General features: G+C 57.5%; 16 protein-coding genes. 4 read left to right on the top strand and 12 right to left on the bottom strand.

The window, feature by feature from the left end:
* Window positions 1-6 precede the first annotated feature (6 nt).
* The 7 genes from AC13Q5_RS32220 to AC13Q5_RS32190 all read right to left on the bottom strand — a co-directional run bounded on the left by AC13Q5_RS32220 (window position 7) and on the right by AC13Q5_RS32190 (window position 7,657).
* The gene (locus AC13Q5_RS32220) at window positions 7-1,254 is read right to left on the bottom strand and encodes an acyl-CoA dehydrogenase family protein (protein WP_488504439.1); all 1,248 of its coding nucleotides are present in this window, start codon (window positions 1,252-1,254) and stop codon (window positions 7-9) included.
* 26 nt (window positions 1,255-1,280) lie between these two features.
* Window positions 1,281-2,051, bottom strand: a complete 771-nt coding sequence (locus AC13Q5_RS32215; RefSeq protein ID WP_488504438.1) for an ABC transporter ATP-binding protein — start codon at window positions 2,049-2,051, stop codon at window positions 1,281-1,283.
* A 19-nt stretch (window positions 2,052-2,070) separates the two neighbouring features.
* On the bottom strand, window positions 2,071-3,405 hold the full coding sequence (locus tag AC13Q5_RS32210; protein ID WP_488504436.1) for an ABC transporter substrate-binding protein: 1,335 nt from the start codon (window positions 3,403-3,405) through the stop codon (window positions 2,071-2,073).
* Between the two features lie 97 nt (window positions 3,406-3,502).
* Window positions 3,503-4,570 (bottom strand): branched-chain amino acid ABC transporter permease, encoded by a 1,068-nt coding sequence (locus AC13Q5_RS32205; protein ID WP_488504435.1) that lies wholly within the window; start codon window positions 4,568-4,570, stop codon window positions 3,503-3,505.
* 4 nt (window positions 4,571-4,574) lie between these two features.
* Window positions 4,575-5,456 (bottom strand): branched-chain amino acid ABC transporter permease, encoded by an 882-nt coding sequence (locus AC13Q5_RS32200; protein ID WP_488504432.1) that lies wholly within the window; start codon window positions 5,454-5,456, stop codon window positions 4,575-4,577.
* Window positions 5,457-5,466: 10 nt separating this feature from the next.
* Window positions 5,467-6,234 carry an ABC transporter ATP-binding protein gene (locus tag AC13Q5_RS32195; RefSeq protein ID WP_488504431.1) on the bottom strand — a complete coding sequence of 256 codons (768 nt, stop codon included), beginning with the start codon at window positions 6,232-6,234 and terminating at the stop codon, window positions 5,467-5,469.
* A gap of 1 nt (window position 6,235) precedes the next feature.
* The gene (locus AC13Q5_RS32190) at window positions 6,236-7,657 is read right to left on the bottom strand and encodes an LLM class flavin-dependent oxidoreductase (protein WP_488504430.1); all 1,422 of its coding nucleotides are present in this window, start codon (window positions 7,655-7,657) and stop codon (window positions 6,236-6,238) included.
* 497 nt (window positions 7,658-8,154) lie between these two features.
* Between AC13Q5_RS32190 and AC13Q5_RS32185 the strand changes: the two genes are divergently transcribed.
* Together AC13Q5_RS32185 and groL are read left to right on the top strand one after the other, a co-directional pair.
* On the top strand, window positions 8,155-8,442 hold the full coding sequence (locus tag AC13Q5_RS32185; RefSeq protein ID WP_488504429.1) for a co-chaperone GroES: 288 nt from the start codon (window positions 8,155-8,157) through the stop codon (window positions 8,440-8,442).
* Window positions 8,443-8,469: 27 nt separating this feature from the next.
* Complete coding sequence (groL, locus tag AC13Q5_RS32180; RefSeq protein WP_488504428.1) at window positions 8,470-10,098, top strand: chaperonin GroEL; 1,629 nt, start codon at window positions 8,470-8,472, stop codon at window positions 10,096-10,098.
* Between the two features lie 363 nt (window positions 10,099-10,461).
* Here the strand turns inward: groL and AC13Q5_RS32175 are convergent, their stop codons facing one another.
* From AC13Q5_RS32175 to AC13Q5_RS32160, 4 genes are read right to left on the bottom strand one after another with little or no spacing between them, the layout of a single operon-like run.
* Complete coding sequence (locus AC13Q5_RS32175) at window positions 10,462-11,712, bottom strand: acyl-CoA dehydrogenase family protein (protein ID WP_488504426.1); 1,251 nt, start codon at window positions 11,710-11,712, stop codon at window positions 10,462-10,464.
* A gap of 52 nt (window positions 11,713-11,764) precedes the next feature.
* Window positions 11,765-12,562 (bottom strand): ABC transporter ATP-binding protein, encoded by a 798-nt coding sequence (locus AC13Q5_RS32170; protein ID WP_488504425.1) that lies wholly within the window; start codon window positions 12,560-12,562, stop codon window positions 11,765-11,767.
* Window positions 12,535-13,419, bottom strand: coding sequence for an ABC transporter permease (locus tag AC13Q5_RS32165; RefSeq protein WP_488504424.1), 885 nt, complete (start codon window positions 13,417-13,419; stop codon window positions 12,535-12,537). The genes AC13Q5_RS32170 and AC13Q5_RS32165 overlap by 28 nt, the downstream gene beginning before the upstream one ends.
* Entirely contained in the window at window positions 13,419-14,432 is a 1,014-nt protein-coding gene (locus tag AC13Q5_RS32160) for an ABC transporter substrate-binding protein (RefSeq protein ID WP_488504423.1), read from the bottom strand. Before AC13Q5_RS32160 ends, AC13Q5_RS32165 begins: the two co-directional genes overlap by 1 nt.
* Window positions 14,433-14,679: 247 nt before the next feature.
* Between AC13Q5_RS32160 and AC13Q5_RS32155 the strand changes: the two genes are divergently transcribed.
* Window positions 14,680-15,774 carry a rhodanese-like domain-containing protein gene (locus AC13Q5_RS32155; RefSeq protein ID WP_488504422.1) on the top strand — a complete coding sequence of 365 codons (1,095 nt, stop codon included), beginning with the start codon at window positions 14,680-14,682 and terminating at the stop codon, window positions 15,772-15,774.
* A gap of 74 nt (window positions 15,775-15,848) precedes the next feature.
* On the opposite strand, the gene AC13Q5_RS32150 is transcribed toward AC13Q5_RS32155, so the two are convergent.
* A complete protein-coding gene (locus AC13Q5_RS32150) occupies window positions 15,849-17,375 on the bottom strand; it encodes an ABC transporter substrate-binding protein (RefSeq protein ID WP_488504421.1) in 1,527 nt (508 codons plus the stop codon).
* A 581-nt stretch (window positions 17,376-17,956) separates the two neighbouring features.
* Between AC13Q5_RS32150 and AC13Q5_RS32145 the strand changes: the two genes are divergently transcribed.
* Complete coding sequence (locus AC13Q5_RS32145) at window positions 17,957-18,925, top strand: aliphatic sulfonate ABC transporter substrate-binding protein (RefSeq protein ID WP_488504420.1); 969 nt, start codon at window positions 17,957-17,959, stop codon at window positions 18,923-18,925.
* The last annotated feature ends 14 nt before the right edge of the window (window positions 18,926-18,939 follow it).

Here is an 18,939-nt window from a genome sequence, read left to right as displayed (position 1 = left end):
CATCCTTCAGGATGGTTGCGACGGGTCTGGCGCTGCGAGACCTATACGCCACTGATAAGGCGGAGGTGTGCCATTGACAGCATAATCACCAACAATTCTGTCCTTGTAGATCCGTGGATTGTGAGAGGACAATGTGCGCGCGTTGCGCCAATGACGATCGAGAGCTGCTGACTTCTTCGTCGCGGATGCTCCCAGACTGTCGAAAGCAATTGTCGCGGCTTCCAGAATGAGATCGGTCACCACCGTTAGAGCTTGAGAGGTTTCAAGTTCTGCGACCGCATTTGCGCGTTCCTCGGCTTCAGCCTCACCTGCAAAATGCGCCTGGTATGCTCGCTCGATCGAGCGAGCCACCTGCAGGACGATCGCGGTGGCGCTGTAGGCATTGCTGCGAATGCGTCCGACAACCTGAAGGATCTGGGGATCCTGGCTCGAGCGAGGGCCTGCACCGTTAGAGTAAGTTCGAGTGCGCTCGGCGACCGCTTGGGCAGTCTCATCGGCTATCGCGCGTCCAATGCCCGCGAGCGTAGCAAGATGAACCGTCTGATAGAAGGCCGCGCCATAACGAAACTTGTTGTCGTCGATGACCACATCATCTGGGTACACAACAGCATCCCTGAACGTCGTTGTCCCGCTTGCCGTGAGCGTTTGGCCGACGCCATCCCAATCGTCGAGGATCGTTACACCCGGGTCATTGCGTCGGACCTGAACCGTTATGCCCTCGCCATTCAATCCCGTCGCGCCAACATCGATCCAATCGGCAAAGAGCGATCCGGTCGTATAATACTTGGTACCGTTCAGAACGAGCTTGCCACCCTTTTGCGAAATATGCGTCGAGAATGCGTCCTGCTTGGCCCCGCCGATCTCGGTCCATGCATTGCCGGCAATGTCACCCTTAGCTATGCGCTCCGTCCATCGCCTGCGATCGGCACCCGCCAGCTTGTTGACGATGTCCTCCGCGAAACCGAAGTGACCGCGCAGCGCCTGCGTGATGTTGGAATCAGCCTGTGAGAGCTCGATCAGGAGGTTGAAGAGTTCAGGCAAGCTCGCGCCAAGGCCGCCTTCTGCCTCTGGCAGCCGCACCGCGCCGAAGCCTGCCTGCTTGAGGTTGTCGATTTCGTCGATCGGCAATTTGCGATGAAGCTCCCGTTCGATCGCACCGGCACCGATTTCGGCAAAGATCGGCCGAAATCGGGCCGCGATACTTTCATAACGCACGCTCGGCCCTTCGCCCCATACCAGGTCGATCTGTGACATGTATTCGTCCTTTCCGTAAGATTACATCAATGGGCAATGGCCGGCTTCGCACCGCCAAGATAGAAATCGTGGACATCGTCGCGTGCTCGCAGTTCCTCGGAAGTTCCCGAGAGCGCGACCCGTCCCATCTCCAAAACATAGCCATGATCAGCATATTTGAGCGCCAGATTGACGTTCTGTTCCGCGAGCAGAAAGCTGATACCGGACTGGCTGTTGAGCGTGCGGATGATTTCGAAGATCTCCTGCACGATAATCGGGGCGAGCCCCATAGAGGGCTCATCAAGCAAAACGAGCTTCGGTCTGGTCATCAGCGCTCGACCGATAGCCACCATCTGTTGTTCACCTCCGGATGTAAGGCCAGCTTTGGTTTTCCGCTTTTCTCTCAGCCGCGGAAACCATGTATAGATCCGTTCCAGATCACTACGGAGATCTGCCTTGAAAGGCTTGTGCACGAAACCGCCAGACAGGATGTTTTCCTCGACAGTCAACTGTGGAAAGCAATGTCTGCCCTCCAGCACCTGAACGATGCCTTTGGCGACCAGCTTTGACGCCGAGAGATTGCTGATCGGTTCGTTGCGCCAGCGAATATCTCCCTTGCTCACGCGACCGCGTTCAGGTCCCAGAAGGTTCGAAATCGCTTTCAGCGTCGTGCTCTTACCGGCACCATTGGCGCCAAGGAGGGCAACAATACTGCCCTCCTCGACTTTCAGCGTTATGTCGCGAACGGCCAGGATTGCCTGACCATAGAGCGCTTCCATATTGCGGACTTCAAGGAACCCGCCTATTTGCTCATCCATGATCGGCGATCCTCTGTGATCAGTTCTGCGCCTGGCGCGGAGGCAGATTCTTTTCCTTGGCGTAAGCCGCGGCCCTGGCATAGATTGCATCTTTGAACAGCCCGCGTTCACCCTTCAGCCAATCAGTCCGCGCGTTCCACTTCGTGCCGTCCCATTGTACAATCTTTGCAGCCGGGTCGCCTTCGTGGTCGTCAGCTGTCACCTTGAGCGGGCTTATCAAACCGGTCGCACCAAGTTCCTCGATCCGCTCGGCGGTCAGGTTGAAATGTTCCAGTGCCCAATGACCCTCCTCCTTGGTCAAGGGGCGGTTACCGAATTTTGCCTGACCGGTTCGCAGCAACTCGGTGAACAGGATCGCCTGGACAAGACCGGCATTATAATAAACCGAGCCGAACTTCGATGCGTCCTTGAGGTCTCCCTTGCCCTGGTCGATGATGTTCTTCTTGATTTCCTGGCTGACCTTGAAATCGGTGCCGGAAGGATAGACGGAAACTGCCAGATAATTCTTGGCCGCCTCTCCGGCCGGGCGTGCATCCTCCTCCGAGCCTGTCCAAATGTCACCGATAATATGGTCCGCCGGGAAGCCGATGCGGGCTGCTGTCTTCAGGCCGACCGGTGACATGACGCCCCATGCGCGGAAGAATACCCAATCGGCGCCGGCACGCTTGATTTGCTGCCATTGCGCCTGCTGCTGCTCGCCAGGATGGGGGACAGGAATCTGGATGTCTTCGAAGCCATATTTCTTCGCCAAAATAGCCATCGGCTCGATGGTTTCGCGGCCATAGCCGGAATCGTGATAGAGCGTTGCGATCTTCAAGCCTTTCAACTTGTCATAGCCGCCCACCTGCTTTGCGATATGCTCGACGACGATCGAGGCCTCGGTCCAATAGTCGAAGAGCAGCGGGAACTGATAGGGAAATACACTTCCATCGACCGCATCGGCCCGACCGCCAGCCACCGATACGATCGGCAACCGATCAACGCGCGCCTTGTCAGAGATGGCGGCATCGAAACCGCTTGAGGTCGTAAACAGGACGGCCACCGGCGCGCCGGCGTAGCCGTTCTTGTAGCGCTCGTAGCATTCGAAGGCACGTTCGAGCGTATAGGCCGTCTCGCACTCCTGAACGAAGATCTTGACTCCGTTCACCCCACCTTTTTCATTGATATAATTGAAATAATCGCGATATCCGGCCCATTGCGGAATGCCGGAGGGCGCGTAAGGCCCTGTGCGATAGGAAAACAGCGGAAACAACTGCTGGCCGGTTGCTTCCTCAGCGCGAACGGCCGTGGTGAAGAGAGAGGCTGCTATCAGGGCTGACGTCGCAAGAGCGAGTGTTTTCGATAAGACGGACATGAAGATCCCCTAAAGTCGTTGCAGGAAAAATGGCGCCGGATGCTTGGGAGGACGGGCGGATGATCCGGCGCCTTGAGAGGCCGCCCGCAATGAAATGCTAGGTGCCGGCTCCCGAACGGAAGCTGCCGGTCGCACGCCGGATCAAGGCTGCCAATCCGTCCGGCTCCTTGATCAGGATGATGATGATGATGGCTCCAAAGATAATCCGCTGCAGATTTATCAGTGCTCCCTGGTCGCCGAGAAAAGAGAGGTCTGCGGCAAGGACCAGATGATCGAGAAGAATGGGTGTCAGCACGATAAAGACGGCGCCCAGAAAGTTGCCCAGGATCGTCGCCGTGCCGCCGATCAGCACGATGAAGAGCACCTGGAAAGACTTGTCGAGATTGAAGGTATGGGCATCAGAAGTGCCGAGATAGGCAAAGCCCCAGAGAACACCGGTGATACCGAGGAAGAAGGAACTGACCGCATAGGCCTGCAGCTTGCGCGGGACAATGCGGATGCCGACGACCGAGGCTGCCGTCTCCATGTCGCGGATCGCCATCCATTCGCGCCCCAGCCGACTGCGTACAATCAGAAAGGCAAGGCCAACCAGAACGGTCGTGACCGAGGCCGTCAGAAGATAGCGCCCGAGGGGCGATTGCAGATCATAGCCCAGGAATTCAAGACGCGGCGCCGAAATAGTCAATGACTGGCTGTTGTTCGAAAACCAGGGGAAGTTACTGAAGAGCCACTCGAAGAAAAACTGTGCTCCAAGCGTCGAGGCGCCGAGATAGAAACCCTTGATCCGCAAAGCGGGCAGACCGAAGGCGAGGCCTGCAATGCCGGCAATCAAGCCCGCGGCCAGAAATACCGCCGGCAATGGCAGACCAGGGGTCCGCAGAATGAGATTATAGGCCGAAAAGGCGCCAATCGACATGAAAGCCGCCGAACCGAGCGACACCAAGCCTGCGTAGCCCTGAAGAAGGTTCAGCGAAATGCCGGCAAGCCCCATGATCACCGTCGGGATGATGATCGAGCTCAGCCAGTAGTCGTCAGCAACGGCCGGAATGACTGCGAAGACGACTGCAAGTCCGATCAATACGAGCCCGACACGAGTGAAAGCGGGCACAGAGGAAGCAGTCGCGCGATAGCCCGCTTGCCCCGTATCGTCCTGAAATGTGACCATGATCTCAGACCCTTTCGATATCGCTGTCGCCAAACAGACCCGTCGGGCGTACGAGCAAGAATGCGACGGCAAGGATGTAGGCAAACCAGGTGGAAACGCTGCCGTTGACGAAGGGGCCGAGATAGATGTCGGCGAGCGATTCACCTGCCCCGACGATGAGTCCGCCAAGGATGGCACCGGGTATGGAGGAAAACCCGCCGATGATCAGCACGGGCAGCGCTTTCAGCGTGACGAGAGACAGCGAATATTGCACACCCTGGCGTGCGCCCCACAGCAAACCGGCCACCAGCGCGACAATGCCGGCAACGCTCCACACGATACGCCAGATCGTGGGCAGGCGAATGCCGATCGATTGGGCGGCGAGCGTATCGTCAGCGACGGCTCTGAGCGATATGCCCATGCGTGTCTTGCTGAAGACGATTGCCAGCACCGCTACGAGCGCGATCACAATCAACGAGGCGACGACATCGAAATGGCTGATCAAGATGCCGCCATAGCTCTCGGCGATGTCGTCGACACCGATATCGAGCATGTGCACGTCGGTACCAAGGAAGAATTGCGTCGCTCCGTCAATGACGAAGCTAAGGCCGAGCGTTGCCATGAACAGCGTCAGCGGGTCGCGATTTCTCAATGGCCGCAACACGGCTGCCTCGATTGCGATTGCGACCGCAATCATCAGCGCGGCTGACGCGGCAAAGGCAAGCCAGAAGGAAACCCCATGCTCGACGAGCGTGACGAAGGCGAGCGCGGCCAGAAAGACCATAGCCCCTTGCGCGAAATTGAAGACGCCCGAAGCCTTGTAGATCAGAACGAAGCCGATGGCGACGAGCCCATACATCAGGCCGGCAAAAAGGCCCGCAATCAGTGTCTCAAGGAAATACTGCATGGCGCGCCCCTCAGTGAACGGTGCCGAGATAGGCGGCGATAACATCGGCATTGTTGCGCACATCGTCGGGCGCCCCGTCGGCGACCTTGCGACCGTAATCCAGGACGACGATATGGTGGGCAAGTCCGAGCACGATGCCCACATCATGCTCGATCAGCACGATCGTCGTGCCGAGGGAGCGATTGACCTGCGCGATGATGTGGCTCATCTCGGCCTTTTCTTCCTGATTCATCCCGGCCATGGGCTCGTCAAGAAGCAGGAGCTTCGGTTCGGCGACGAGCGCGCGGGCAAGATCCACTTGCTTCTGGACGCCGTAAGGCAAGGTCGAGACGACACGATCGCGATGCGCTTCAAGCCCAAGGAAGGCGATAATCCGGTCAGCGTTCAGAGAAAATAGGCGTCTTTCTCGGCCATCGCGCCCGAAACGAAAGATATTTTCGACAAAGTTCGCCTGGCCATGTCGGGCAAGACCGGCCAGCACGTTTTCCCGCACCGACAACCGCCGGAACAAGGCATTGTGCTGAAATGTACGTCCGATACCCAGTCTGGCAGTCTTACCCGGCCGGATCGCCTCAAAGCGGTTTCCGTCGAAGACGACATCACCGCTATCGGCCCGATAAACTCCGTTGATCACGTTGAGGAGCGAGCTCTTGCCGGCGCCGTTCGGCCCGATCAGGGCGCAGATTTCGCCTTGCGCCACCGTGAAGCTCAAGTCATTGAGCGCCCGCACGCCGCGAAACGACAATGATACGTCACGCAATTGGAGAAGATCGCTCATCCTAGCCAGCCACGGTCTTGAGTTGCGAGATCCCGGTTTTTTCCGCTTCGCGACGTTTGACAGCCGCGATATCGCGGTAGCGATCGGCCGGATGATTTTTCGGCAGATACGGCCCGTCACCGAATAGTTTCTCGCGCAGCGTTCCGGATCTATATGCCGTTGGATAGGCGCCGCGTTTCTGCAATTCCGGAACGATATATCCGACCACATCTTCAAAACTGTCGGGCGTGACGGCATAGGCAATGTTGAAACCATCGACGTCGGTGTCATCAACCCATTCCTGCAGAATGTCGGCGATACGACCGGCAGAGCCGACAAAGACCGGACCAAGCCCGCCAATGCCGCCGAATTTGGCCAGCTCGTCGATGGTCCAGGATTTGTCCCCGCCGGCAAGATGCTCGACGACCGACTGTATCGCGTTGGTCTCGACTTTCTTGACCAGGTCGGTGGGCGCATATTGTCCGAAATCGATACCGCTCCAGCCAGACATGAAAACCAGCGATCCATCACGGGAGACGTACTGCTGATATTCCTTAAACTTCCGCTGCGCCTTTTCCTCGGTGTCGTCGGTGATGATGGTAACCAGCGTGTAGATGTAGATCTTTGTTGGATCGCGGCTTGCTTCGGCCGCCTTTTGCCGAATATCTGCCACATAAGCCTTGAGTACCGATTTGGTTGGAGCTGCAACGAAAACGCATTCGGCATGTTCGGCTGCAAAGGCCTTGCCAGGCCCTGATGCCCCCGCCTGGTAAAGCACCGGCATGCGTTGCGGCGAGGGTTCGGTTAGCCCATAGCCCGGTACTTCGAAATACTTGCCCTTGTGGCCGATTTCGTGAACCTTGGCCGGATCGGTGAAGATACGTCCCTCACGGTCGCGTAACACCGCTCCTTCCTCCCAGGAGCCTTCCAGAAGCTTGTAGAGAACCTCCACGTATTCGGCGGCGACCTCATAGCGATTGTCATGCCGCTTCAAACCGCCCTGACCGATATTCTTGGCACCGCTCTCCAGATAGGAGGTGACGATATTCCATCCGATGCGGCCCTTGCTGTGGTGGTCGGCCGTGGCAATGCGGCGCGCGAATGTATAGGGATGCTCGAACGAGGTGGAGGCGGTTATTCCTATGCCGAGATGCTCGGTGGCAAGCGCAATTGGCGCCGCCAATTGCAGGGGATCGTTGACCGGGATCTGTGCTGCCTGATGCAGCGCATGGAAGTTGCTGCCCTTATAGACGTCGTAATAGCCGATCACATCCGCAATGAAGATGCCATCGAAAACTCCACGCTCCAGGGTGCGGGCCAGATCTTGCCAATAGTCGAGATCCTTGTATTTCCATGATTTATCCCGGGGATGTGCCCATAGACCCGGCGATTGGTGACCGACACAGTTCATGTCGAACGCATTGAAGCGGATCGTCTTGGTCATCTGACACTCACATATTTGCAAAAGGTGCCAGACGATACGGTGAGCACGATATATAATACAGTTTGTCTATGTTTTTTATCAACTAATAAACACAAAAAAATTCTGCAGATCGTGCCGATCACGAAAGCTGGATTAAGTTTTCTGCCTAATCGATGCGGTCTCAAATATCATGAAGAGGGCGTTCGAACGGATATTTCACCGTTGACAACCGCCACCCGCGACCACGCTCTCCATCAAATACATCGGCGACGAAGACAAGGCGAACAACCTCGCAATTTGGCCGGTCGAACGTCAGGTCGTCCGGGCGCCGACGCTGAAACCCCAAGCATATTATCTACTATTTTTGTAGAAAATTAAAACACGGTTTCAGCAATCGCCAATTTGCTGCATTGGCCGTCTTTGAACCTTCTCATTTCAATTGGGACATTAGTAGCAGTCTGAGCGATGCGCTGCCAGACCGCCAAGAGACGGCAATTGAATAAGGAAGGAAACCCAAGATGGCATTTCGCCCGTTGCATGATCGCGTCGTGATCCGACGCTTGGACAGCGAAGAAAAGACGAAAGGTGGGATCATCATTCCGGACACCGCCAAGGAAAAACCGCAGGAAGGCATCGTCGTCGCCGTTGGTCCCGGTCTGCGTGACGATGGTGGCAAGCTGACGCCACTCGACGTCAAAACGGATGACCGGGTGTTGTTTGGAAAGTGGTCCGGCACAGAGATCAAGATCGACGGCGAAGACCTGCTGATCCTCAAGGAAGCCGACATCCTCGGCGTTGTGGCCTAACACGGCATTTTACAAAGGAACTCATCCATGGCTGCCAAGGAAGTCAAATTCTCCACCGATGCCCGCCAGCGCCTGTTGCGCGGCGTCGATATTCTCGCCGACGCGGTGAAGGTGACGCTAGGTCCAAAAGGACGAAACGTCGTCATCGAAAAGTCATTCGGCGCACCGCGCATCACCAAGGACGGTGTTTCCGTCGCTAAGGAGATCGAGCTCGAAGATAAGTTCGAGAATCTCGGTGCCCAGCTCCTGCGGGAGGTCGCCTCCAAGACGAATGACCTTGCCGGCGACGGCACGACGACAGCGACCGTTCTCGCGCAAGCCATCGTTCGCGAAGGCGCAAAGGCGGTGGCCGCGGGCCTCAACCCGCAGGACCTGAAGCGCGGTATCGATCTCGCCACGGCGGAAGCAATCCGCAGCATCAAGGAGCGCTCGCGCAAAGTCGCCTCGTCGGACGAAGTTGCTCAGGTCGGCACGATCTCTGCAAACGGTGAAGGCGAAATCGGCAAGCTGATCGCCGAAGCCGTTCAAAAGGTCGGCAATGAAGGTGTGATCACCGTCGAGGAGGCAAAGAGCTTCGAGACGGAGCTCGACGTCGTCGAAGGACTGCAATTCGACCGTGGCTATCTCTCGCCCTATTTTGTGACGAATGCCGACAAACTGGTGGTCGAGTTCGACGATCCTTACATCCTCATTCACGAAAAAAAGCTGTCCACGCTACAACCGCTGCTGCCGCTTTTGGAGGCAGTCGTTCAAACCGGCAAGCCTCTCCTGATCATCGCCGAGGATGTCGAAGGCGAGGCTCTGGCGACCCTGGTGGTCAACAAGCTGCGTGGCGGCTTGAAGATTGCAGCCGTGAAGGCGCCCGGTTTCGGCGATCGCCGCAAGGCGCTGCTTGAGGATATTGCTATCGTCACAGGTGGTGAGGTCGTATCAGAGGACATCGGCATCAAGCTTGAGAATGTTACGCTCAATCAGCTTGGAAGGGCAAAGAAGATCCGCATCGACAAGGAGAATACGACCATCATCGATGGTGCCGGAGCGAAAACAGAAATCGACGCCCGCGTACAGCAGATCAAGACCCAGATCGAGGAAACGACCTCCGACTATGATCGGGAAAAACTGCAGGAGCGCGTCGCCAAGCTTGCCGGCGGCGTCGCCGTCATTCGTGTCGGCGGTTCCACCGAAATCGAGGTCAAGGAAAAGAAGGATCGCGTCGATGATGCATTGAACGCGACCCGCGCCGCGATCGAGGAAGGTATCGTGCCGGGAGGCGGTGTCGCGCTGCTGCGAGCAAAGAGCGCCGTCGAAAAGCTGAAAAGCGATAATCCCGACATCCAGGCCGGGATCCATATCCTACTGAAGGCGCTAGAAGCTCCAATCCGGCAGATCGTCGAAAATGCAGGCGTCGAAGGCTCGATTGTCGTCGGCAAGGTGCTTGAAAACAGCTCGCCGACCTTTGGGTTCAACGCGCAATCGGAAAAATACGTCGATCTTCTCGAGGAAGGCATTGTAGATCCGGCCAAGGTGGTTCGAACCGCGCTACAGGATGCCGCCTCCGTCGCAGGCCTCCTGGTCACGACCGAGGCGCTGATTGCCGAGGTGCCTAAGGAAAAATCCTCCATCCCGGCAGCCCCGGGCGGCGGCTTCGACTACTAGTCATCATCCAAAAGTTTGCTGGCGGGAAAACTCGCCGGCAAACTGCTATCATCGTTTCGCCGGCCGTCACAACAATTAGAAGCACGTGATTTTATTGCCGCAATGCAGTAGTTGTCCTTGGAATTCTCGATGATTGGAACGGCACACAAATGCTGCCCGCAGTTGATCTTCGTCGCTTTGCACCGGAAAACACCAAAACATCCGTGGACATCCGCTTCCGGCACGCGCTGGACGGCGCCTCTTTCCGTGATGGATGCGCTAACCGCTGTTACGCGGTTGATTAACCATCAAGCACTCTCCGAAAATTCTGCGTTGCACTTTCCGCGTCGTACCCCGACCTGCAGCATAATACGCCACGGTGGCTCAGGCGACCTCGCTATTTCGTTCGAAAGGCGTGATGATTTTCCGAGAACCGACCGCGGCCGGTTTCTTCCCTGAAACCGCAAATTCGCCCACGATACGATCATGATAAATACGCGGATTGTGGGATGAAATCGTGCGGGCGTTTCGCCAATGGCGATCAAGTGCCGTCGAGCGCTTGGCAGCGGAGGCGCCGAGCGCATCGAAAAGCACCGTTGTCGCCTCAAGGATCAACTTCGAGACAACCGTAACCGATTGGCTGGTTTCGATGTCGGCGAGAAGATGAACATCCGTTTCCTCAGGATCGACGCCCGAAATATTTGCCTCATAGGATCGCTGGAGCGCTTCGGCGACATTCAGAACGATAGCACCTGCTGCATATGCAGGCCCTTTTACTCGTCCGACGACTTCGAGCACCTGCGGATCTTCCGCGCTCGTTTTGCCGTTGCCGCGCGGATAGATGCGTGAACGTTCGCTGACATGACGGGCCAACTCCGCGGAGGCGGCGCGGCCTATGCCGGCAAGGCTTGCAAGATGCACGAGCTGGAAGAATGCCTGTGTGTACGGAAAGCGCGCAGCATCCGGCTTGATATGGAAGGGCTCGAGCACAACATCCTTGAACCGTGCAGTGCCGCTGCCGCTCATGGCCTGGCCAAAGCCGTCCCAATCGTCGAGAATTTCAACACCGGGAGCGACCGTCGGCACCAGGGCGGCGATCGGGTCTCCGGATCCGTTAGTGGCTCCGAGGTTGATCCAGTCCGCATAGATCGAGCCGGTCGTGTAAAACTTCGCGCCATTCAAGCGATAGCCCAGTTCATCCCTGACTATCGTCGTCGAGTAGTCACCGACATTGCCCGTCAGCTCCGAAAATCCGCTACCGATCATCTCACCACGACCGAGGCGACCGAGCCACTCGTCTCGCCAGCCGCCCCGCGGCGCGTTGAGTAAGTCTTCCGTAAAGCCCTGATGGCTGCGAAAGATGTTGGTAATATTCGGGTCAGCCGACGAAAGCTCGATCAGCAGGCAGAACAGTTCCGGCAACGTAATTTCAAAGCCGCCATAGGCTTGGGGAATACGCAAGGCCCCAAAGCCCACATCCCGCAACCATCGAACCTCCTCAAAAGGCAGGCGCCTCTCCTGGTCTCGCCCGATCGCACCCTCCCCGATCCGCCTGAATATGGGGCGAAAACGTTCCGCGATCTCGTCATATCGCGCCGATGGTTTTCGGCCCCAGCTCTCTTCGATCACTGTCATGAAAATATCCTTTGAATCCCTGTCTATCACCAGGCCGAGAACTCGGCGCCGATCAGACCTTGGTCCTCTGATACCCGGCCGACAGCCCTGCCACGTTGGCTGCCGGTTCCGTGACGCCCAACCACGCGAGAAGCTGTAGCCGTAGCTGGTCGAATTCAGCGCTCCCGGCTGACCGCGGCCTCGGCAACCTAACAGCCGCCTCGTGGGCGACGATGCCATCGCGCATCACCATCACTCTGTCGGCAAGTAGCAGGGCCTCCTCCACATCATGGGTCACGAGAAGCACCGCCTGCCGGTGCCTTTGCCAGAGATCGGCGACCAGCGCCTGTGCCTTGAGACGCGTCAACGCATCCAATGCGCCGAAAGGCTCGTCCAGCAATAGCAAGTCCGGGTTGCGAACCAGGGCTCGCGCGAGCGATGCGCGCTGCGCCTCGCCTCCGGACAGGTCTTTCGGCCAGGCATCGCTACGAGCAGACAGCCCCACCTCGGCCAACGCAGTATCGGCCCTCTCGCGATCGCCGGCGCGTAGGCCGGCGACAACGTTGCTCCTGACCCGCTTCCACGGAAACAACCGTGGCGATTGAAACGCCACGCCACGGCGCGGCGAGACGAACACATCACCTTCGATTTCGTGATCAAGATTTGCCAATATGCGCAAAAGCGTGCTCTTGCCACAACCGCTCGTCCCGAGCAAAGCGACGAACTCGCCGCTGCGGATCTCAAGGTTCAGATGATTAATAACCTTTCGTTCCCCGAAGCGGCGGACAAGTCCATGAACGCTGACTGCCAGACCTGTTGCGATCGACCCCGTGGATGACATGGTCAGGCTCCATCGAAACTTTGGCGCCATCTGAGCAGTATCCGTTCCAGCACGCGGACGATCACATCGGCGCTGAGCCCGAGAAGAGCATAGATGACGAGACAGATGATAATGATGTCAACGCGATAGACTTCCCGCGCGTGAGTGATCAAATAACCCAGTCCGCCCTGTGCATTGACCGTCTCGGCGAAGACCAGCGCAAGCCATGCCGAGCCCAGTGAATAACGCAATCCCACCAACAGGCTCGGCAATGCACCGGGCAGAATGACTTGGAAGATCAGGGCAGTACGTCCAAAGGACAACGTCCGGGCGACCTCGACCAGCGTCTTGTCAACATTGCGGATGCCAGCGAACGTGTTGACATAGAGCGGAAAGGTTACGGCGAAGGCTACCAGCGTAACCTTCGGCGTCTCGTCGATACCAAGCCATATAATCAGCAGCGGGACAAGCCCGGCCCAGGGCAAGGTGCGAGCCATCTGCATCGGTGCGTCGACCAGATCCTCCCCCAACCGCAAGAGACCCGAAAAGATGGCAAGCCCGACGCCGAAAATAAAACCGAATCCGAAACCAATGACAACACGCTGCAGCGACAGCGATAAGGCTTCGAAGAGATCGCCGCCGGCGATCAGGTCTTCCAGGGTCTGCCAGAGCGTCAAAGGACCTGGAAACAGGTCCTCCGATATCCAGCCGTAATGCGTTACGACCCACCAGATCGTGACCAGTGCGGCAGGGCCAAGACACTTGCTAAGGCCCCTTGGAAAGGGGTTGCGTCGTGCTCTTTCGGCCGGAACAATGCGTTCGAGGCCCTGGACAGCCATATCAGTCTCAGACGTGACAGTGGGATATGGTGGCGGCTCGGCATCGCGGAAGCTCGTTAGCGTTGCCATCAGTCCGTCTTTGCCAACTTCTTGTTCTCGTCGACGATCACGGTGCCGAAATCCTTCGCAACATAATCTTCGACGCGGAACTCGCTCTTGAACTGCCCTCGTTGATGGAAATAGCCGACCTCCTTTTGCCAGCCGGCGAGCACGTCGGCGTCCGTCGCCGGTACGAATTCCACTCGCGACCGGCTAGCCTGCAGATTGGCAGCGTCAGGCGAGATCTGTGACAGCTTGGCGACCTGTTCAGCCCATTCCTTCGGATGCGCGTTCACCCATGCCTGCGCGCGGATGATGCGCCGTGTCAGATCTTCCAGTGCGGCCTTGCGCGTTGGATCCGTTACCGACGAAGTCGGCGCATAAAGGACACCGGCGGTATCAATGACCTTACTCAGCGATTGCAGGATACGAGCCCCATGCTGCTGCTGAGCAATCGCAGTGTTCGGATCCCAGACGACAAAAGCGTCCACCTGGCCGTTGAGCAAGGCTGACAGACCGTCCGTGGTGTTGAGATTGAGGATCAGCTTATCATCCCAGGAAACACTCGCCTGCTTCAGTGCATTGGCGAACTGATAATGCTGCTTGGTAAAATAGGGCAGCGCAACCTTCCGGCCTTTAAGGTCGGCGACGGCTTTCAACGGAGAGTCGCCGCGCACCAGGATGGCGCTGCCACTTTCCTTGCGTTCCCATGTACCCGCCAGAATCGTGACTTTGACGCCATTTGCGATGGCGGCCAGGACACCAGTATCCCCGCCGGCGGCAATATCAACGTGCCCGGCGCGCAGCGCTTCGACAAGCGGCGGTGTGGAATCGAAATCCGCCCACTTGATCTTGTAGGGCAGATTTTCCAGCTCGTTGGCGGCGATGAGTTCACGGTGAAGGCCGGTCTTGTTCGGCGTACCGACTGTAATCGTCAGGCTGGAAAGGTCCGTCGCGCCTTGCGCCCATGACGTGACTGCAATGGAGGCAGCAAAGGCGATGCCGAGGCCCGCGCTCCGGATCAACCGACCGAATTGGCTCATTTTCACTTCATCTCCCTCAACGATTGCCAAGCCAGCGCGTCCTTGTCGGCTGGGGAAGCGGACACCGCATGATATTCAGAGCCTATGCAAGGGGCGCCACAATCGTAAGAAAAGTTAGTCTATAGATTTTATATATTATAAAATCGATTTCTCGTTTTGCTCGTGGCTCCGCACACAGCCGACTTCGTCATACGCGACCCTCCCCTTTAGGCTTGCTCAGTCGATATCAACCGAAAAGGAGCTGGCTATGAGCCAGAAGACGATTTCTCGGGATACCTTCCGTCAATGGCTTGGAGATGGGGAGGAACTGGCAGTACTCGATATTCGCGACCCGGCCGAGGTTGGTTATGCGTCGCCTTTGTTCGCGACCAATCTGCCGGCCGAGCGGGTGCGAAGCGAAATCAATCGTTTCGTGCCGCGCAAGGGTGTGCGCACGGTACTCGCCGACGCCGGTGACGGCACGGCCGTGTTTCTAGCCAAAGAACTTACCGATGCCGGCTGGCCAAATGTCCACGCGCTTGGCGGCGGCATTCCGGCATGGACGGCGCAAGATGGCAACACCCCTCTTCCGACCTTTGATATACCCGGTGTCGATTTCTCGATCGCGGTGCAGAAGGAGAAGAATACGCCTGTCGTCTCGGCTACCGAATTGAAAGCATTGCGCGACGCCGGGGAGGACGTCATCGTCATCGATACTCGTACCGTTCCCGAATTCGCGCGCGACCATGTGCCGGGCGCAGTCAGTGTACCGGGCGCCGAATTGGTGCTGCGCTTCAAGGACATCGTTCCCTCCGAGAACACAAAGGTCGTCATTTCCTGCGCGGGCCTGCCACGCGCCATACTTGGAGCGCAGACGCTAATCGACGCGAAAGTTCCCAACCAGGTGTCCTACCTTCATGACGGCACCAAAGGCTGGACAGCCGCCGGTTTGACACTCGAAACCGGCAAGACCCACACCTACGGGGAGGCCAGCAATGCTGCACTCGATTTTGCCGGCAAGCATATCCGGTCGTTGAGTAGCGGCGACCACTTCCCCGAAATCGATCTAGCAACCGCCCGGGCATGGTCAGCCGATCCGGAACGCACGACCTATCTGCTGGACGTCAGGACCCCGGAGGAGTTCGAACAAGGCCATCTCGACGGCACGCTGTCGTCCGAAGGCGGCCAGCTACTCGGCGTGGCTTATCGAACGATCGCCGTGCGCGGATCACGGGTCGTACTGATCGATGATCTCCTTGGCGTGCGCGCCCGTACCGTGGCTCATTGGCTGCAGCGGCGTGGCTACGAGATCGCCATCCTGCTCGTCGATTTTCAGCATGGCAGCCTGAGCGAAGTGGCTTGACGGGATCAGGTCGGCAAGCGAATTCTTGGGCGGAGTGATTTTCGGGTCACTCCGCCCAACTACGTTTGTTTCAGTCAGGCATCCAGCCATGCTGTCGCGAAATCGCCTGACGTCACATCGATCGTCGTCACCAACGCCTGCGCGGCTTTCGAGCGCGCCACGACCGTTGGCAAGGCGACGAGCGCAAAGTTGGGCAGATCGACACCGGTAATCGTCTGGATCTTCTTAAAGTATTCGGCCCGCTTCGCATCATCTTGCTCCACGGCTGCAGCCCTGAAAAGCTCATCAACCTGAGGATTGTTGTAGTGCGCGGCATTGACGTAGGGAGCGACATTCTTGATGCCATCCGACCAATAGAGCCTTTGGACACCTGCCGTCGGATCAAATAGCCTGCTGATCCCATTCAAGTTGATATCGAAACCACGCTCATTGTAGACGCGCTTGATATAGGTCCCGAGATCACCATCCAGGATCTCCACCTTTACACCCAGCTTGCCGAGGGCAGAGCGAAGATATTCAGCAGTCTTCCTGAACGTATCGCCTGGAAGGAATGCGAGGCGCAGTCTGAACCGGGGGCCGTCGCTCTTTTGCGGAAAACCGGCGGAATCGAGCAGTTGAGATGCCTTATTGAGATCGAACGGATATTGGAACGGCGCTTCGTCGTTATAGGTCGTAAACACAGCCGGGATCGTCGAAGCAGCCGGCTTTGCAGTGCCGAAAAAGATGGCCTCCACGATGAAGTTTCGATCAATGGCATGGGCGAGTGCATGGCGAACCTCCCGTTTGGCGAGGATCGAATTTTCGAGATTGAATTCGAGGATCTGCGCATTGTTGAGATAGGAGTCCGTGTAGGTATCCACGGCAATCTGCGGATTCTGTCGCAACCGGTCGATGTCGACCAGGGAAATGTCCGTCGACAAATGCGCATCGCCGGTCTCAAGCGCGATCGAAGCAGCAGCACCGTCGCCGATAAAGCGTGCTACGATGCCATCCAGATAGGGCAGCCCCGCCTGCCAATAGTCCGGGTTCTTTCGGAGCTTCACATAGCTGCCGCGCTTCCATTCCTCGAACACGAAAGGACCCGTGCCGATGGGGTTGAGGCCATTTTTACTGGCTGCATAATCTTCTGTAGGATAGCTGTGGGCAGCCAGTATCGGGGTTTCGCCTCCTGTCAGCGCCCGCAGCAGAAAGGGTGTCGGCTTGGAGAGGACGATGACCGCGGTCAGCGGATCGGGCGTCTCCACATCAGTCACGTTTGCGAAAGTGATACGGCCGCGCGGCCCAACGCGCTTGAAGGCTAGTAGCGAAAAACGAACGTCCTGAGAGGAAAAGTCCTTTCCATCGTGCCATTTCACGCCGCGACGCAGGTTGAACGTGTAGCGCAATCCGTCTTTCGAGATGGACCAGGAGACGGCGAGTACCGGCTGCGGATCGAACTTCTCATCAAACCGCACCAAGCCTTCGAGAATCTTGGTCGAGATGACCCGGGTGCGGGTGTTTGAATCCAGCAGCGGCACGAGCGTTGTCGGCTCTCCGACGGCAACGGAAGTCAGGATTCCACGCCGCTTCGGGTTCGTGGCCTCTTGCGCGAGGGAAGGCATACCTGGGATCAGGCCCGCCCCCAAAGCTGTGCCGAGTAAAAGAACATTTCGCCTGGACAGTTGCACTATCGACCCCTTCGATATTGATGGATGGATTGGAGAGATCAGGCCGCTTTAGGCCGGCTTTCGATAGGGTTCAGAACAGCATTGCCTCGTCGGGTAGAGCCGCATCGCCCACGATCGCAGAGCTCCTCACCTCCACAAAGCTCTCCATTTTGCGAAACCGTGCCCGTCGCTCTGGCGCCGCAAACTTATAATCCATAAATCCAGTAGATTATTATCATTCACAGGAAGAAAGAACTTGCTCAGTAACTGAGCAGCCAGGGAAAATTCGTCTTGCAACTAAGGACCTTAAATTATTCAGCCGCCAGAGGCAGTTCGTTGCAAGTAAAGCTTTCGAAGGAGACGTTCGTGAAGCGACTTGAAACCGCTCGCAGCCATTGTCCGCGGATTGATGCGTACTGAGAAAACTATTTCTATAAATTCGATCGAAATAGTTGCTATGGGTTTCACGAGCTGCGGTGGGATCCGTAGGTTGCCCTCATACGCAAATTGGCACTGCCAAAGAGTTGGGGATCGATATGGGCTTGTTTCGTTCGGCGATGATAGGTGTCGCTGTCGCTTTTGGGGTAGGATTGGCATCGGCTCAGGGGGCCGATCTTTCGGAGATCCGGATCGACTGGGCGACCTATAATCCGGTCGGCCTTCTTCTGAAGAAGGAGGGCCTGCTGGAAAAGGAATTCGCCAAGGACAAAATCGGCATAAGGTGGGTCCAGTCCGCCGGCTCGAACAAGGCACTGGAATTCCTGAATGCCGGCTCGATCGATTTCGGCTCGACGGCAGGTGCCGCGGCGCTGATCGCTCGCGTCAACGGCAACCCGGTCAAGTCGATCTACGTTTATTCGCGTCCGGAATGGACGGCTCTGGTTACCCGCGCCGATAGCCCGATTTCCACCGTCCAGGATTTGAAGGGCAAGACGATCGCGGTCACGCGCGGCACCGATCCACATATCTTTCTCGTCCGCGCCTTGGCCGATGCCGGACTGAAACAGTCGGACGTGAAGCTGGTGCTGCTGCAGCATGCCGACGGCAAGCTCGCGCTTCTGCGCGGCGACGTCGATGCCTGGGCCGGTCTTGATCCGCTGATGGCGGCTGCCGAGGTGGAAGACAAGGCGAAACTCTTCTACCGCAAGCCGGAGAACAACACATGGGGGGTGCTCAACACCACTGAGACCTTCGCCGCAGAGCATCCCGACATCGTCAAGCGCGTCATTGCCGTCTACGAGCAGGCCCGCGCGCATGCGATCGCCAATCCCACCGCGCTGAAGGCGGCCTTGGTGGAGGCGGCCAAGTTACCTGACGATGTCATCGCCAAACAGTTGGAGCGCACCGACATCTCTCAATCCACCATCGGCGACCTGCAGCGCGACACGATTTCGAAAGCCGGCCTTGCGCTGCAAAGCGCCGGCGTCCTGCCCGCCGACGTCGATATTCGGAAGGTCACTAACGAGCTGATCGACGATCGTTTCGCGGTCGGCAAAACGCAGTGAAAGAGCACTTCTCG

The organism is Martinezella sp. CNPSo 3964, from assembly GCF_057784375.1.
Note: the sequence above shows the minus strand (reverse complement) of the source record. Positions and strands in the feature narration are given on the sequence as shown.